We start from the raw sequence: 17,537 nt of genomic DNA on the forward strand, positions 1-17,537 counted from the left end.
TATGCAGCTGTTATTTTTCCGTTAGCTTTAAAAACTCTTCAACATCTGTTACCGTTACTTTCACTGCACTTTCCCAAAACTCACGCTGTGTTAAGTCAACACCAAGATGCTTGTTTGCTAAGTCCTCCACAGTCATAGATGCAGTATCCTTTAGTAGTGCAATATATTGATCCTCAAATTCTGCCCCACTCTCTAATGCTCTTGCATAAATACCTAGCGAGAATAAATAACCAAATGTATATGGGAAATTGTAAAACGGTACACCAGTAATATAAAAATGAAGTTTTGACGACCAAAATGTTGGATCATACTCACTTAACGCATCAACATAGGCCTCTTTTTGCGCCTCTACCATCAAATCATTTAGACGTTCTGTACTAACTACGCCTTGCTTTCTTTCCTCATAAAACCTTGTCTCGAATAAGAAACGCGCATGAATGTTCATATAAAATGCGACCGATCGTTGAATTTTATCCTCTAACAATGCTAGACGCTCTTCTTCATCAGTAGCATGTTTAACAGCAGCATCAGCAACAATCATTTCCGCAAAAGTAGAAGCTGTTTCAGCAACATTCATTGCATAATTTCTATTTAACGGGTGCACATCCCTCATGGCAAACCCATGAAATGCATGCCCTAGCTCATGCGCTAAGGTTGAAACATTTGAAGCTGAACCTGAGAATGTCATGAATATACGTGATTGCTCACTCTCTGGAAAACTAGTACAAAAACCTCCTGGTCTCTTTCCATCACGGTCTTCTGCTTCAATCCAGCTTTCTTCAAATGCTTTCTTGGAAAAACTGGCCATTTCCGGACCGAATTTTGCAAACTGATCAATAATAAATTCAGCCGCTTCCTGATATGTAACCTTTGATTCTGCAGAAGCAATAGGTGCTCCTAGATCATACCAAGCTAACTTATCTTGTCCCAATAGTGTAGCTTTTCGATTTAAATACTTAACAAAAACAGCTTTGTGTGCTGTAATTGCCTCCCACATCGCATCAAGAGTTTGTGAGCTCATGCGATTTATATCTAATGGCTCTTGTAAAACAGAGTTCCAACCACGCTCTTTGTATACTTGCAAACGAAAACCAGCAAGATGGTTTAAAGCAGTTGCAAAGAACTCTGACTTCTCATCCCATGCTTGTTGCCATTTACTAAACATTTTTTCACGACGATTACGGTTTCCACTGCTAAATACATTAGCCGCTTGACCAGCAGAATACTCTTTACTAATCCCCTCATCACTTTCGAATGAAATGCGAATACTAGAAACTATCGTATCATAAAGGTTTCCCCAAGCATGATAGCCATCAATAGCTAAACTATTAATTAGTTTTTCTTCCTTCACGGAAAGCTTTTCCGTAGCACGACGGCGGCGTTCATTTAAAATATAAGCAATTTCTGACAATCCATTAGCTGATAATAAGTTTTCCCAAACCGTCTCATTTATCTGTGTTAGTTTTTCATCAAGTTCTGAAAGAGCCGTTTGTAAACTTGCACTTAATGCTGTCACACGACTTCTATGTGCCTTAGCCTTAATATCTTTCGTATTTTGCGCTTCTAAACAACTAACAAAAGCACCTGCTTGTCTTACTTTTTTCGCTGCCGTTTGAAAAGTAGATAACACACTAACTAGTTCATTCGATTGGCTTCCATCGTTTGGTATTTTCATGCTACTAATTTGTTCGCTAAGCTCCGTTATAACTTTATCAACTTCCTGTAAGTGGGCAGCAAATTGAGGCGATTCACTACCTCCAGGGAATATTGAATCTAGGTCCCAAGTTTCTTTGTACTGTTTTACTGTCACAAAAGCCCCTCCTATTTATAGTATGGTATTATGATAGTATTATAGTAAAAAAATTTCAATAATTTCAACAAAAGTTTTTTAGATTCCCGAAATATTTTATAAGAGTACTCTTTATAATGGACTTTTCTCTATATAAAAGATTATAATGTTGCACAGTTAAACAAGAGTTACACAATGTGTTCTTTCATTCGGTCATAACTATTGTATATGACTAAAACATCCATCTAACACTATGGAGTAAATATTTTTTTGGAACTATAAGAGCTATTCATACATGTCATTTTCCTTCTCAATGGATGTACAAAATCGTAATGTTACTCACTTTATTAGAGCTAAAAAGTATTGTTACTTGCTATAGTGATAATATTACTTAAAAAAATTTAATCCATTAACTATGATGATTCTCACAGCAAATTTATATTTGTAACGGTATTATGAAGATATAAATCAGCCGTTAAGGAGGATGTTTTTCATGACAAGGTTATTAGGAAGGACCTTGAAGAATTTTTCCTTGTTTTCTAGCTTAGATACGAGCCAACTCCAAACTATAGCTAGTTTTTTTACGAGAGAAATATACGAAGCAAACAGCTATGTAATCAATATAAACGATAACATTGACAGATTATACTTTGTTGAATCTGGGTCGATACAAATTTATGCCACATCTAAATCAGATGTAGGACAGTCTCTTTTTAACATTTATGCTGGAGATATTTATCCACTTCAAGAACTGTTTGGTAGTAGTCCGTTTAAAACAATTGCGAAGGCAATTGAACCAACCACTGTTCTCACTATTTCTATGAAAGACTTTGAGAGTATTATGCAGCATTATCCATCATTAAATATGCATATTATTTCTATGATGCAGCGCGAAATTAATGCATATAAAAACTTAATCTTTCAAAAAGTATTGTAATTTTAAGAAGAAATTAAGAAATGGCTGATCACAACACGTGATTAGCCATTTTTGCATTTATCCAATATAGCGGTGATATAGTGCTTTCGCTTTTGCAAGGTCGTTTGTCCCGTGAACTAACATACGTCCATCGCGAAAAACAACAATTCGATAAGGCGGAGTCAATACAGATAGTAAATATGGATTCTGTTCAGTCTTAAACCCACTTTTTATAAATGTATCATTCAATTTACTAAGCTCAATGTTAAGTGATTGTGGGGGTCGAATTTGCACAGTGTCTCGACCACACAATGCAACTGCCCTTACTTGGTTTTCGAACTGTATATTAGGGTATGTCCGATTGTTTCCACATGATGGACAAGATTCTGATTTTATTTTTATAACGTTCACAGCTGTATATAAGTTCTTCCATAAATCAAATGAAATTAGTTTACGATTTAATGCTTTAAAATCTTTTACAAGAATTTTTAATACCTCTGCTGTTTGATGGGCTGCTACCATTTGTACAGCGGGCGCAATAATACCGACCGTGTCACACGTCATTCCTTGTAAAGGCACTTTCCCTAACAAACACTGTAAACATGGGGTTTCGTTAGGTAAAATGGTAAACATTAATCCAAAGCTTCCTACACACGCCCCATAAACCCAAGGCTTGTTAAACTTAATGGCAACATCATTTATAATTAATCGTGTTTCGAAGTTATCTGTTGCATCAAGAATAACATCAGCATCAGCAATTAAATCTTCTAATTCTTGTACCCCTACATCCTTGATTATCGGATTAATAATTACATCTGAATTCAGTTTATTAAGGCGCTGTGCAGCGGCGACCACCTTGGGTAATCTATTCTCAGCATCCTCTTCACTATATAACTGTTGTCTTTGGAGGTTGCTCCATTCCACGTAATCACGATCAACGATAGTCAGTTTACCAATACCACCTCTAACGAGCATCTCCGCATTAGCTGTTCCAAGTGCACCCGCCCCGATTAATAGTACATGTCCCTTTTTAAGATTGGATTGTCCTTCTTGCCCTATATGATTAAATAATGTCTGTCTTGAATAACGATCGTGCATTTGTTTTCATCCTTCCTCACTACTTTGCATCTATATCTTAACACAACAACACTGTTGTTTAGAGTGAGATTTTTAACGTAGAAAAGCACAAAATTACTCTCTTGCTTTAGCCTGCAAATATGCGCCCCGTGATTTGAATCACCACCAGTAAGAATGATATTCGTTATCATGTATATACAAACAAATAGGAGGTTGTACACATGACAACATTTACTGAACAATCAAGAGTGGGCGATATCGTTACTATATTCCCTAAAGCTAGTGATATATTTAAGGCGAATCGAATTGATTTTTGCTGCGGTGGTAATAAACCTATTTCAGAAGCGTGTGAAGAACGAGGTGTCGATGCATCAGAAATATTAAACACATTGAACACTCTTATTGCAGCGTATGAAGAATCAGATGATCGTGATATAAATTGGGCAGAGAAAAGCAATGCAGATATTATTGATTATGTTGTTACGCGCCATCACCAATTTTTATATGAAGAACTTCCAAATTTAAGTCCTTATATAACAAAAGTATTTCGAGTCCATGGAGGACACCATCCTCATTTAGTGAAAGTTCACACTTATTACAACCAGTTAAAAACTGAGCTTGAGCAGCACTTAATGCAAGAAGAAACAAAATTATTCCCTTCCATTTTAGCATATGACGAAGCGAACAATGCAGAGTCAAAGACTAATATCGCTAAGTTAATTACTGATATGGAACAAGAACATGATGAGGCTGGTGACTTACTAAAAAAATTAAGAGAAGTTACAAACGATTATACATTACCTCCTGGCGCTTGCCGAACATACCAAACAGTTTATAAGCGCTTAGAAGATCTAGAATCGGATATGTTTGCTCACGTTCATTTAGAGAATAATGTTCTTTTCAAAAGATTTGTATAAATAGTATTATGTTTCATTCGAAACTTCAGGTAACCACCTGAAGTTTCCTGTTTATCATCTTAGTTTCGTATGTATAATAATTTCAGCTATATTTAAATCCTACTTATTACATACCATTACTTTAATATTTGTTAAATGCCCATAGAGCTGATTAAATTATATGTTCAACAACTTCAAGAAGGGGTGCCTCATTAGTATGAGTGGATTATTTCTACAGAAGCTTCCTATTTTCCATGAGATACCATTAAACACGTTAAACCGTATTGCAAGCTGCATTCAAACAGTTAGCTATAAAAAAGGAGAGATTTTGTTTACTGAACATGATGAAGCACAGGGAGTCTGCTTTATTAAGTCCGGTATTGTTAGGTTAACAAAAGGAGATAGTTCTGGCCGCGAGCTTATAGTGTGTATAAAAAAAACTGGAGATATTTTTGCAGAGGCTTGTTTGTTCGCAGAAGTAGGGACAACCTATCCCGCGACTGCACAAATGCAAACCGATGGTGACATACTGCTACTTAAAACTGCTGATCTTGAGGATGAGATGATGAAACACCCAGAGCTTGGTGTAGTAATGGTTCGGTATATGAGTAGACAATTGCGAACATTTACAGATACTCTTCGGGATGTAGCTTTGCTTGATGTTCATAGAAAAACTATCTCAACATTAGATAGGTTAGCTAACGAATTCGGTACAAAAATACAATCTGGTGTGCAAATTGAGTTACCCCTAACTGTACAGGATTTTGCTAATATGATTGGTGCCACACGTGAAAGTGTGAGTCGTGTATTTTCGCGATTAAAAAGGGAAAAAATAATCGACGTTAAAGAAAAGAAGATTATCATTAATAACTGGTGTGAGTTTTGTACGCTGTATAAATTGCAGCATTTTGCATGACACTAAGAACTCCAATATAAGAAACTGTTTATTTAGGCTTTTATCTGTATTTTTTATTATTAACATAAAAAAACATTGAAAGAATCTTCAATTTCAAGTTTAATTATAGTAAAGGGTTTTCTACTATAAACCTTTTTAGAAAGGTGATAATAATGTTATCTCACGAAACTACAGCACCTATTATTTCGGACCAATTAAAGGAGCTTTTACAGAGTGCAAGTGTGAAGATTCCAATTAAAAAAGGGACGTTTTTATTTCAAGAAGGTGAAAAAGCTGCAGACATCTTCTTATTAGAAAGCGGACGAGTTCAAATAAGCAAGATGAACGCTGATGGTCGCGAGCTAACATTGCGAATTTGTTCCAAGGATGATTTAGTGGGAGAACTTACTTTATTTTCTGATGAGGCTACGTATTTACTTAATGCAAAGGTGTTAGAAGCGGGAGAGGCTTCGGTCATAAAAAAATCACAGTTAGAGCAAAAACTTATGGAGAATGGAAAACTTGCGTTTGAGTTCATGAAGTGGATGAGCGATCATTTTCGCAAAACGCAAACAAAATTCCGCGACTTAGTACTTAATGGTAAAAAAGGAGCTCTATACTCAACCCTTATAAGGCTCACAAATACGTATGGTGTGAAAACGGAAAATGGTATTCTTATAGATATTCCACTTACAAACCAAGAGCTTGCAAACTTCTGTGCAACTAGCCGAGAAGGAACAAATCGGATGCTGAGTGACCTCCGCAAGCAAGGTGTTATTTCAATTGATAAATTAAAAATAACTATACATGATCTTGAATACTTAAAGGATGAGATCAACTGCGAACGCTGTCCTATTGTATATTGTACGATTGACTAATAAAGTACATTTCCACATCACTATAGGGCTATCCGTTAAAGGATAGCCTCTTTTAGCTATAAAATATTAGATTGTTTAGTTCGTAAAGCCTTTGGAATATAAACACAAAACGGTTCACTCTCCATATAATCCCCAGTCATGGCGTATGCTCTTGAACGCGAGCCGCCACATACGTGTCGATACTCGCAAACACCACATTTTCCTTTAAATGCATCAGGGTTTCTTAACTCTTTAAAAATGGGTGAATTTTGATATATTTCTGTTAAGGATGAATCACGTATGTTACCAGCTTTTACTGGTAGCAGTCCACTTGGATATACATCTCCAATATGAGAGACAAATACAAAACCATTCCCATCATTAACACCTTTAGGCGCACGTCCAAGTCCATCAAATTGTCCTGTTTTCCCTTGCATAAGCGCATCTTGATAGCGAATCTGTTCTGCTTTACTTTTGTTCTCACGCATCTTATTCTGAATAACAACTCTACGATAATGCTGCGCTGCGGTTGTTTTAATGTCAAACTTCACGCGCTTGCTTAAATCATATAGCCATTGAAACACCTTCTCATGCTGTACAGGTGAAATCATATCAGAATCTTTCCCTCGTCCAGTCGGTACAAGGAAAAACACACTCCATAGAACACAATCTAAATCCTCGACAAGCTTTGCCATCTCATCTAACACATCGATGTTGTAACGAGAAATAACAGTATTAATCTGAATAGGAATTTTCAATTCATGTAAGTATTGAATGGATGTCATTGTTAAATCAAATGAACCACTCGTACCCCTAAAATGATCATGAATTTCAGCAGTTGGACCATCTAGACTAAATGCCCAGCGTGCTAAACCTACCTCTTTCGCCTTCTCTATAGCCTCTTTTGTAACGTTTGGCGTGGCACTAGGTGTCATTGAAACACGAACGCCTTTTTTAATAGCATAATCAGCAATATCATATACGTCTTGTCTCATTAATGGGTCGCCACCAGTGAAAACTAGAAGCGGGTTACCCAAGTCATTGTATATTTCATCAATTAGCTTTTTACCTTCTTTAAAAGTCAATTCTCTTGGATCTCTCTTGTATTGCGCTTCTGCACGACAATGCAAACAAGCTAACTGGCATGCTCTCGTAAGCTCCCAAATTACTATAAATGGATGTTTGTTGAAATCTCTATCAAACATAATCCTCCACCTCCGCAGTCATTACTTTCATTTTAACTAGAGTGAAGGTAGTTTGATGTGATACCCATCACATTGTTGTATATGAGTGTTGTATCCATGGAAAAATTGACCGTCAGTTGTACCACATCAAGATATCGAACGAGTGAAGCAGGACGCTAGTTTTTGGAGACAATAAGACTTAGTTTATTCAACCATTCAAGTTTATGTAAGTAAAAGAGCCCCATTAAGTTACGAGGCTCTAAATTTAGTCTAGCTCGTTATAAAGTTCTTCTTTTAATAATGACGTTTCCAAAACAAAGTTTCCTTCCTCGTTTGTCGTTACTAACTCCTTTTTCTTTAGCTTTGTGATTGTTCGACTCACCGTTTCACGTGTGGAACCAATCATATTAGCTAATTCCTTATTCGTAAAATATGTAGATAATGTAGTTTTATGATTTTCTCCTTTACTACCATGCGTTTGACCGAGACGAAGCAACAATTTTATTACTTGTTCATAAATATTATTTAGTATTTGTGCTTCTAAACGATTTTGCAGATCAATTATTTTTTCTCCCATTACACGAAACAGCTTCACAGAAACCTCAGGATAGTTTAATAGGACTTGCTCAAAATCACTAACAGATATTGCTATAAGCTTAGCACGCTCTACAACAATAGCATTAGCAGGATAATTCCCTTTCTTGAAAAAGCCAATGTGAGGAAACATCTCTCCTTCACGTAAAACTGACACAATTTGTTCACGACCATTGAAGTCAATTCGATATATTTTTATAATACCTTCCTCAATAAAATACACTGTTGACATAGATTCTTCTTGCATAAAGACATGACTATTTTTTTGGAATTCTCTCGTTTGTGTAACTTCTACTATTTTTTGTAGCTCATCATCTGTTAACTCTTTAAATATTGAAAAATTGCGCAAAATCAAAGCAATATTAACTTTATTCATGATATCAACCTCTTCTACTCATATCTATAACAAGTATAAAGAAACCTACTACTATTTAAAAGCCTAATCGTTTAGACTCACTTTTTAAGATAAAAAAAGATATTTTATAGAACATAATAGTAGACGATGTTTATTTTTTCCAACACTATTAATATGAAACTTATGTGAAGTAACGAACAAAGGTTTAACAAAATAGTCACAGACGCTTACGTTGCTCCTATTTCAATTGTGATAAAGTAACAGTAAATACCAGTCAATAGGAGGGATTACTGCATGTTAAGCTACGTATTTGGAATGATTATTACTGTTACAATTGCCTTATTAGTGGCTACCGATATTAGTCCTGATGGCAATGATCAAGCTAATAGTTTATAAATATGTCAGCCGCCCACTACGTAGGCGGCTCTAACTATGAAAAGCAAAGCGAAAGCATACAAACTTCTTTCTTTATCGTTTAAAAAGAATAGCACGTCTCCCTATCTTTGTTACGCTTCAACTAATTTCCGATATAAATCCTCACATTCTTTAGTAAGGTTTTCCTTCTTAGCTTGTAATTCAACTAGTATTTGTAAATTCTGCATGTTTAACATATCTTCAGCTATTTTTTCTATTTTAAGCTCTAAATCCTCTATTTGCTTTTCAATATTATCTTGTGAACATTGTCTGTTTGTTCGTTGCTTTTGATGATTATTTTGCGTTTTTGTTTGTTGAATTTCGACTCTTTGTCTAGTTGGTTGTTCATTTGTTAGCTGTATTTTTTTCAATTTAGCTTCATCATAATTCCCAATATACTCCACAACACTCTCGTTTTCTAACCACAATATTCTCGTAAATAGCTTATTAAGAAAATAGCGGTCATGAGACACTGCAAATATTGTCCCATCAAACTCATTCAAAGCTTCCTCAAGAACTTCTCGTGATTGAATATCAAGATGATTCGTTGGTTCATCAAGGACAAGTGTGTTTATATCCTGGTACATCAGCTGCGCTAGGCGTAATCGCATACGTTCTCCACCGCTAAGCCCAGATGTTTTTTTGAAAACAGTACCTCCATAAAACAAAAACTTCGCCAATATTTGTCGTGCTTCCCCCTCCGTGACATAAACTTCATCACGAAAGGCATCAATTATAGTTTGTGATTCATCAGTAAATGGGGAAGTTTGAGAAAGATAGCCTATTTTTACATTACTACCTACATGAGCATATCCACTATCAGCCTTCACAGATTCAGAAATCATTTTTAACAGTGTAGACTTACCTGTTCCATTGTTCCCAACAATGGCAACCCTATCCTTATGCCACACAACAAAGCTTACATTATTAAATAACTGCTTATTATCATAAGATTTACACACATCTTTAAATACAAACACATCTTTGCCACTTCGATCTGTCATATCAAATTGTAAATTAATTGCGTTTCGCTCAAGTATCGGACGCTTGATTTTTTCCATTCGATCCAGAGCTTTCTGCATACTGTTTGCTTTTTTATAAAATTTTTCATTATCTCCTTCGTGTGCCCACTGCCGTAAACGACGAATGGCTTCTTTCATCTTTTTTATTACCTTTTGCTGCTCCTTATAAGCTGCAAATTCTTCTAGCAGACTCTGCTCCTTTGCTTTTACATATTCAGAGTAATTATGCTTTTCATACATCTGAATGATACCATCCTCCAGCTCGTACACAGATGTTACTACCTCATCAAGAAAATACCGATCATGTGAAATTACAATTGTAGTACCGGAGTAATGCTTAATATATTGCTCTAACCATTCGATTGCACTTACATCTAAATGATTTGTTGGCTCATCGAGTAAAAGAAGTTCAGGTTTTTGTAATAGCAAAAGCCCGAGACTCACCTTAGTTTTTTCACCCCCACTTAACAACGCGAAAGAATTATTAAGTAATGCGCTTAAGGATAGACCGTTCGCTACTGCCTTTATCTCTGCATCTGCTTCATACCCACCTAACCGTGTAAACTGCTCCTGTAGCGCTCCATATTGAATCAAAATTCTATCTAATATCGCATCATTACTTGTAGCCATTTCTTGTTCTAGCTTTTTCATTTCGACTTCAATATTTTTCACTTCATCAAACGCAAGCTCTAGCACTTCTTGAACAGTCTTGTCTTCTTGATACTCAGGAATCTGGGCAAGATACCCTACGTTCGTTCCCTTTTTCAAATGTATTGCTCCGTTGTCAACGTCTTCTAGGCCTGCTATTAACTTAAAAATTGTCGTTTTGCCACATCCATTCGGGCCCACCAATCCGACAGTTTCACCTTCCTTAATCTCCAAGGAAAGGTCTTCAAATATTAAATGTCCACCGAACATTTTACTAACTGATTGCATTGCTACTGTTATCATATATATCACGATCCTTTTTTTATAAATAAAAAACCACGGGTATATACTCCACCCGTGGTAACTATTTGCGAAAAAATGAGACAGGCCTAGCCTCATAGACTTGCACTGTGTAGCTAGCCACTTACACAGTGCATAGCCGTTCGCCTCAAAATCACGTTACAGTTTTCTTTAAATACGGTTAAGAGAATATTCATTCTGTTGCTCTATGCGATTGCTAAAAAAGGGCAGACTACCCCCTTGCACAAAATATGCATCAAAAATCGCACGACATAAGTATAAAAAATTCATTAACTTCGTGCTTGCAACAGAACTAAACATCTCTTAACACCTCCTTTACCGTTCAAATATTCTTCCTATATTATACATGTATAGGAATGTTTTTACAATAAGACCATTGTTGCTAAAGGCGGATGTACGAAACAGAAAAAATCCTACTGTTATTCTTATTTTACAAACAAAAATCTACAAAGGAGTATTTTTCCTTGAGAAAATTTTCTATTAATAATATGTATGAAAATGAGAGCCATGATATATTGACACAGTAAACAGAATAAGTGGCCTGACACTCCCACACCTAAAGGAAATGGGCTTTTCCGTTCGGGGAGTTCTATAACTGATCGTAATCTTTTGTTATGTGGAAGGTTATTCCACTAAAACCACAAAACTTTCATCATTTTACACATCTCGTTTACGAAAGCTATAAATCGACAAAAGAATTGCTCCGACTCCATATAGTACCGCATATCCAACCATCACGTTGCTAGGCATTGATACACTTGTGAAAATGCCACCTTGTGCAATAGACAACGGACTTGACGAGCTATCAAGTAAGAAGATCGTCATTTTTCTATACATAGAATCAACAGGAAACACGAGACTCATAATAATGCCAATATTCGTCACAGCACCTTTCTCTAATAGAGCCCCCACTTGTTCCACAAATCCACCAATAAAGGAAGCGCCATATAAGATAATCGCTACAATTCCTGCATTGAGAGTCGTCATGCGTGTACTTAATAAAATACCAAAGGACACTAAAATAAAAGGCATGATGATAAACACACTAACAGCCTGTAGCATCTGTGCGGCTGTTATTTGTAAGTCGAGTCCGTCTCCACCTATTGTTTGATGTACGAAGATAATCGAGAAAAATAATCCCATTGCATATATAATCATTAATATGTTGAGGCCAACAGCTTTTCCTAATACGAAATCTCGTCTTGTAATCGAGCGCATGAGCCACGTATCAATTTGATGACTTTGCACTTCACTAGAGACTGCACTAACACTAGATAAGATTGCAAGAAGGGCGATAATAAATGAAGAAAAATATAACCCGACTCCTAACAGTTGAGACGAAATAAACTGCTGCATCATGGCCGCATCCATGCCTCTCATCCCGTGCATGCCCCCGTCTGTTTCTTTGACAATAAAATAAATAGCTGTACCATAAAGTGCAATAAATACAGCCGTCATAATCATCGTAATTAAAAAAATACGTTTAGAAAGAATTTCACGAAAGGTAAGCTTACTAATTGTCCACATTTGCATTCTCCCCTTTCCGGTTGATCCAGTGTATAAACACATCCTCCAAATGAGGGGTAATCGGCGTTACTTCATACACAGCTATCCGATTTGTTGACAAATAGTGGATGAGAGTAGGAATATCTTCTTCCTGTTCTACTTGCACACTCCAACGAGTCCTTGCTCCATCTTCTTTTACTTTTTTCAGAGATGTGACAAAGGTAGGAAGGTGAGGTAGCACCTCGGCTACCACGATTTCTACTTGTGCTTCGATCATCATGAGCTCTCGCCATGGTCCTTGCACAATCATCTCCCCTTGATGAACAATCGATACGTGATCACACACTGATTCTACTTCATGTAGCAAGTGGCTATTAAGAAAAATAGTTTTTCCTTGATCTCGTAGGTACAGCATGAGGTCTCGGACGTCTTTTCTCCCAATCGGATCTAGAGCTGACGTTGGCTCGTCTAAAAAAATCACCTTCGGATCGTTTAAAATCGCACAAGCAAGACCAATTCGTTGCGACATACCCTTTGAAAAGCCTCGAATCTTTCCGGTAGCACGACCTTCCATGCCGACAAGATGTATCACTTCGTCGATACGTTTTTTTCTTTCGCGAACTGGTATGTGACACAATTCGGCGTGAATCTCTAACAGCTTTCTCCCCGTGAGCCAGTCGGGATAGCGAAAGAGTTCTGGCAAATAGCCAACTTTTTCACCAGATTGAGGGGTACCAATTGGTTTACCTAAAATAAAGCCCTCGCCACTTGTCGGCTGTAAAAGCCCGAGAAGAGTGCGGACAAATGTGCTTTTCCCTGACCCATTCGGACCTAAAAATCCGTACACGACGCCTTCCTCAATATTTAATGTAACGTCTTTAATGCCACCCATCCCATTGTATGTTTTGGTTAATGACCTCGTTTCTATTAATCCCATACAGTCCTCCCAGCTTTTAGAAAAGCACAGCACCTTGATCAGCTCCAACGAGCATGACGCATCCGCATGAAGGGACACCCTTTTTAGAAAACGGCTTATGACTTCGGACCTACAAAAATACATTTTCGTAAATTTTCGTTTTCTCAAGGTATTCATCATTCTATTAAAGGATGAAAACTGTCTAGGCACTGGTGCTTGCCACATCCACGTTATAATCACTATTCTGTTTTCTAAAAAAAGGCCACCGATAAGTAGCCCTTCTATATCTATATACTTTTCTAGTTTATGACGAAATTTCCTGCCTATTTGCTCAATTGTAACCCGAGATCTATTAATTCCTGTATTGTTACATCACTGTGCGATTGCAAGATATGAATGCTCTCGTTTTCTTGCCATACAAGATGACGATATTGATCTGCTTCCACCGCAATACCGGCGTTGCCCGCTACAGTTACATCGTTCACCGTTTTCCCTTCTTCTTCGACATATGGTATCGGTAGTGTGCTCTCAATATCATCAATACTCGCAATTTGTTGCTTCACATTTTCAGGTAAAAAAGGCAGAGATAGAAGTGTTGATCTTAACTCCACAATAGACACTTCGTTAGGTACCGAAATCTCTGGTGATTGTGTCAGAATATACGATACAGTTTCATTCCCTTTAATGTAATCTGTACGCACAGTATCGAAAGTTCGTACAGAGAATGCTTCGCCATCTAATGTCTCTTCGAATTTACTTTCAGACCCTAATTGCTGTAGTAATTTATTTGTTTTTTCTACATCTAGTGTGAATGTAAGCGTTGAGGCTGGCATAACATGCACACCCGTTATATCGAAGTCTGATAACGTCGACACATCATATCCTGCTTCTTCAGCGGCTTCTTTTGTATCGTAAAAAGTCTGATCTCCTGTTGATTCTTCCATTTCAATTTTACCAATACCTTTGATGTCCATTGTACCCGCTTCATTATCACGAACCCAATTCTCGATCTCCTGCACATCATCCTGCGTCAACTTTACCATTTCTAGTTGGTCAACACGAAATAACGATAAAAATTGATTGGCAGCTGCTTGCACCTGCGGAAAGGCAAATGAACTGAAAATGGTCACAGTAGCAGCACTTGTAATGAGCCAACGTCTTGTAGTTTTTTTCATATAAAACCATCCTTTTCGTTTTTGAGATTGTAATGGTGGTTCTTCTAGTTTGCCTTGAAATGATTGCCAGGCTGCATCTATATCAAGCTCCACCTTTTCTTTTAAAAGCACATCAATTTGCTGTAGTTCTTCCAAAGTATGTCTACATGCCGCACACCCTTCTAAATGCTTCATGATGTGTTTCTTCGTGTCACGACTTAACTCTCCATCTAAATATGCTTGTAGCTCACCGATGTCATGACAATTCATCGGACCACGCTCCTTTCATGGCTATGTAGCTTTTTTTAAAACGCTGTTTTGCTCTTGCTAGCAGCGTGCCAATTGATGATGCTTCTCGCCCTATACTCTTAGCAATCTCCGCATAGCTAAAGCCCGCATATCTCATGAGAAGAAGCGTTCTTTCCTTATCTGGAAGATTGCTTAACGCATGTTGAATGCTATGAATATCTTCCTGCTTTTCATATGTATCTGCTGCCGATTCAATCTGTTTCTCAGCAAATACGAATTCTTTTTCTGAACGAGCACGATGACGTTTTTCCGAGCGAATATAGTTATAAGCTGTATTGTTAGCCACCTTTGTAAGCCATGCTGGTAGGTTATCTATACGACTGTCCGCATGATACAGCTTAACGAAAGAATCTTGTGCAATATCCTCAGCAATCGCTTGCTCCTTTACTATCAATATCACCTTTCGCACAACAAACGGATAGTACTCTCGAAACACAGCCTCAAACTCATCATTTGTAAGAGGATTTTTAGGGTTATTTTGCAAAACAGCCTTCACCTCCACCCAACTTCCCCCTCTCGTGAAAGCTCTCACTATATAGACACCAGAAAGAGGGAGTTCGTGACAGAAAAATAATTAGTTCTCTAACATTTTACCATTTCTGATATGGAAGCTGGAAAAGAGATGCGAGGCAGTAGCAAGGCTTTAAATTTTGCTTTTTTTATATTTTCACTCTAATTCGTGACTCAGCTTCTTTAGTATTCACAAATATAATAACTGACCTATTTATAAGTTGAGATACTCACTTTTAGTAATGATTGTGGAAGGGATGTTTACATCTATTAATTATTTTTATTATCTCAAGCCTCGCAGCAAATCAATGGACCATCTGTATAGATTACTCTGTTTAATAAACTGCTAAGGTCTTGTCCTTTTTCATATGGACAGACACAATTGTCACTATAACCTCATAAGATTGAAATATAGGCTTTTGCCTACTGAACTCTTGTGGAGGTGAAGGAATGTCAGGGATACTAGCTGCACTTGGGTATATGGTTAAGGAAATCTTTCTATTAGTGGCGTACATTAAAAACAATGCCTTCCCACAACCTTTGTCAGCGAGCGAGGAAAAAAAGTACTTAAAGCTGCTTGAACAAGGAGACGACCATGCTCGCAATATTTTAATAGAACATAATCTTCGACTTGTTGCTCATATCGTTAAAAAATTTGAAAACACCGGAGAGGACTCTGAGGACCTGATTTCAATAGGGACTATTGGCTTAATAAAAGCTATTGAAAGCTTCTCACAAGGAAAAGGAACAAAATTAGCGACGTATGCCGCTCGTTGTATTGAGAATGAAATTTTGATGCACTTACGAGCTCTAAAGAAAACAAAAAAAGATGTTTCCCTTCATGATCCGATTGGACAGGATAAAGAGGGAAATGAAATATCACTGATTGATGTATTAAAATCGGAAAATGAAGATGTTATTGAAACCATTCAGCTTAATTTAGAGCTTGAGAAAATCCGTGAATATATTGATATTCTCGATGATCGTGAAAAAGAGGTTATTGTCGGACGCTTTGGTCTTGATTTGCAAAAAGAAAAAACGCAGCGAGAAATTGCGAAAGAGTTAGGCATTTCGAGGTCTTATGTATCGCGTATTGAGAAGCGTGCTTTAATGAAGATGTTTCATGAGTTTTATCGTCATGAAAAAGAAAAGCGCCGTAAGAGGTCAAAGAAATGATAATAAAGGCGTAAGTGCCCGTCTATGAATGATAGCCAACGAGTTTTTTTAGTAAATCGCTTATTCGTATGGAGCTTATCGTAAAAGACGCCGAAGTATCTCAAGTTACGACAATACAATATTTTTAATTGAAACTACAATTTAGGAAAATCATGGCAAGCTCTTCGTTCGAATGAGCTAGATCTACACAGCAGTCTAGTCAGAATTTCTCTTCGTTACTGAAATAACAAGGGCATCCTCCTAAGGAAGATGCCCTCACATTGTTATTTTGCAAAAACATGGTTTCCAATTACAACAGTTGTTTCTCGAGCACGAAGCCATTGGTTTGACGTTTTGCTAGGATTATAAAAAAATAATGATCCTGACCCTTGTCCACGAAATGCAAGTGCTTCTTCAGCAGCACGCATAGATGCGGCGGACGGTTGATTATATAAACGACCATCTTTAACTGGTGAAAACGCATAATAGCCATTATCCACCTGATAAATTACACCCTTAATGCTATTAGGAAACAGATCGCTATCAACACGATTTAAAACAACTGTACCTACTGCTACTTTACCAGCATATGATTCACCCTCAGCCTCAGCGTGGATAATCTGTGCAAGCAAATATTTTTCTGATTGAGTAACAGTTGTGTGTGTGTGTGGTATTTTAATTGTTTCTCCAGCATACAGCGAGTAATTCGAACGATTATTTGATTGTTTAATAGCGTCCATTGAGACATTAAATTTCTTAGATAAGTTCCAGAATGTATCACCTGACTGGACTTTATAATAGTTATATGAAGCTGCTGCTTCTGCATTAATTTGATTAATTGAGAAGATTGATAGTGTAAGCGCTGACGTAATTAATAGTTTCTTTATCGTTTTAAAAGTTTTTTTCATCTTTATTACCTCCTGAAGTTGTCCTTCACAATTACTAGGTTATCAAGAAAACTAGTAATCTTCTATGTACAAAACATGGTATGACTAGGAATTTTTTTCATTATTATTTCA

At 37.0% G+C, this 17,537-nt stretch carries 16 protein-coding genes; 5 read left to right on the plus strand and 11 right to left on the minus strand.

Going from position 1 to position 17,537, the window contains the following annotated elements:
- Positions 1-10: 10 nt before the first annotated feature.
- Positions 11-1,810: a M3 family oligoendopeptidase gene (locus tag EJF36_RS14125; RefSeq protein ID WP_125906936.1), complete on the minus strand. Its 1,800-nt coding sequence runs from the start codon at positions 1,808-1,810 to the stop codon at positions 11-13.
- Between the two features lie 472 nt (positions 1,811-2,282).
- Between EJF36_RS14125 and EJF36_RS14130 the strand changes: the two genes are divergently transcribed.
- The gene (locus EJF36_RS14130) at positions 2,283-2,726 is read left to right on the plus strand and encodes a cyclic nucleotide-binding domain-containing protein (protein ID WP_185806920.1); all 444 of its coding nucleotides are present in this window, start codon (positions 2,283-2,285) and stop codon (positions 2,724-2,726) included.
- A gap of 57 nt (positions 2,727-2,783) precedes the next feature.
- On the opposite strand, the gene EJF36_RS14135 is transcribed toward EJF36_RS14130, so the two are convergent.
- Positions 2,784-3,803, minus strand: a complete 1,020-nt coding sequence (locus EJF36_RS14135) for a MoeB/ThiF family adenylyltransferase (RefSeq protein WP_125906938.1) — start codon at positions 3,801-3,803, stop codon at positions 2,784-2,786.
- A gap of 200 nt (positions 3,804-4,003) precedes the next feature.
- On the opposite strand from EJF36_RS14135, the gene ric reads away from it, so the two are divergent.
- The 3 genes from ric (at position 4,004) to EJF36_RS14150 (ending at position 6,451) form a co-directional block, all read left to right on the plus strand.
- Positions 4,004-4,699, plus strand: a complete 696-nt coding sequence (gene ric / locus EJF36_RS14140; RefSeq protein ID WP_125906939.1) for an iron-sulfur cluster repair di-iron protein — start codon at positions 4,004-4,006, stop codon at positions 4,697-4,699.
- 196 nt (positions 4,700-4,895) lie between these two features.
- Positions 4,896-5,594 carry a Crp/Fnr family transcriptional regulator gene (locus tag EJF36_RS14145; RefSeq protein ID WP_125906940.1) on the plus strand — a complete coding sequence of 233 codons (699 nt, stop codon included), beginning with the start codon at positions 4,896-4,898 and terminating at the stop codon, positions 5,592-5,594.
- A gap of 152 nt (positions 5,595-5,746) precedes the next feature.
- Positions 5,747-6,451, plus strand: a complete 705-nt coding sequence (locus tag EJF36_RS14150) for a Crp/Fnr family transcriptional regulator (protein ID WP_125906941.1) — start codon at positions 5,747-5,749, stop codon at positions 6,449-6,451.
- A 56-nt stretch (positions 6,452-6,507) separates the two neighbouring features.
- Here the strand turns inward: EJF36_RS14150 and EJF36_RS14155 are convergent, their stop codons facing one another.
- The 8 genes from EJF36_RS14155 to EJF36_RS14185 form a co-directional block, all read right to left on the minus strand.
- Positions 6,508-7,635, minus strand: a complete 1,128-nt coding sequence (locus tag EJF36_RS14155; RefSeq protein WP_125906942.1) for a TIGR04053 family radical SAM/SPASM domain-containing protein — start codon at positions 7,633-7,635, stop codon at positions 6,508-6,510.
- A gap of 244 nt (positions 7,636-7,879) precedes the next feature.
- Complete coding sequence (locus EJF36_RS14160) at positions 7,880-8,584, minus strand: Crp/Fnr family transcriptional regulator (RefSeq protein WP_125906943.1); 705 nt, start codon at positions 8,582-8,584, stop codon at positions 7,880-7,882.
- A 485-nt stretch (positions 8,585-9,069) separates the two neighbouring features.
- Positions 9,070-10,950 (minus strand): ribosomal protection-like ABC-F family protein, encoded by a 1,881-nt coding sequence (gene abc-f, locus EJF36_RS14165; protein WP_125906944.1) that lies wholly within the window; start codon positions 10,948-10,950, stop codon positions 9,070-9,072.
- 168 nt (positions 10,951-11,118) lie between these two features.
- Complete coding sequence (locus tag EJF36_RS22210) at positions 11,119-11,268, minus strand: RAxF-45 family protein (RefSeq protein ID WP_395940594.1); 150 nt, start codon at positions 11,266-11,268, stop codon at positions 11,119-11,121.
- 357 nt (positions 11,269-11,625) lie between these two features.
- Complete coding sequence (locus EJF36_RS14170) at positions 11,626-12,495, minus strand: ABC transporter permease subunit (protein ID WP_125906945.1); 870 nt, start codon at positions 12,493-12,495, stop codon at positions 11,626-11,628.
- Positions 12,482-13,411 carry an ABC transporter ATP-binding protein gene (locus EJF36_RS14175; protein ID WP_125906946.1) on the minus strand — a complete coding sequence of 310 codons (930 nt, stop codon included), beginning with the start codon at positions 13,409-13,411 and terminating at the stop codon, positions 12,482-12,484. Before EJF36_RS14175 ends, EJF36_RS14170 begins: the two co-directional genes overlap by 14 nt.
- Before the next feature lie 302 nt (positions 13,412-13,713).
- A complete protein-coding gene (locus EJF36_RS14180) occupies positions 13,714-14,814 on the minus strand; it encodes an anti-sigma factor family protein (RefSeq protein WP_125906947.1) in 1,101 nt (366 codons plus the stop codon).
- Complete coding sequence (locus EJF36_RS14185) at positions 14,801-15,355, minus strand: RNA polymerase sigma factor SigX (protein WP_125906948.1); 555 nt, start codon at positions 15,353-15,355, stop codon at positions 14,801-14,803. Before EJF36_RS14185 ends, EJF36_RS14180 begins: the two co-directional genes overlap by 14 nt.
- A 458-nt stretch (positions 15,356-15,813) precedes the next feature.
- Between EJF36_RS14185 and sigK the strand changes: the two genes are divergently transcribed.
- On the plus strand, positions 15,814-16,539 hold the full coding sequence (gene sigK / locus EJF36_RS14190; RefSeq protein ID WP_125906949.1) for an RNA polymerase sporulation sigma factor SigK: 726 nt from the start codon (positions 15,814-15,816) through the stop codon (positions 16,537-16,539).
- A gap of 263 nt (positions 16,540-16,802) precedes the next feature.
- Here the strand turns inward: sigK and EJF36_RS14195 are convergent, their stop codons facing one another.
- Positions 16,803-17,426: a cell wall hydrolase gene (locus EJF36_RS14195; protein WP_125906950.1), complete on the minus strand. Its 624-nt coding sequence runs from the start codon at positions 17,424-17,426 to the stop codon at positions 16,803-16,805.
- Positions 17,427-17,537: the final 111 nt, after the last annotated feature.

Origin of the sequence: Bacillus sp. HMF5848 (assembly GCF_003944835.1) — a bacterium.
In the GTDB taxonomy this organism is placed as follows: Bacteria; Bacillota; Bacilli; order Bacillales; family HMF5848; genus HMF5848.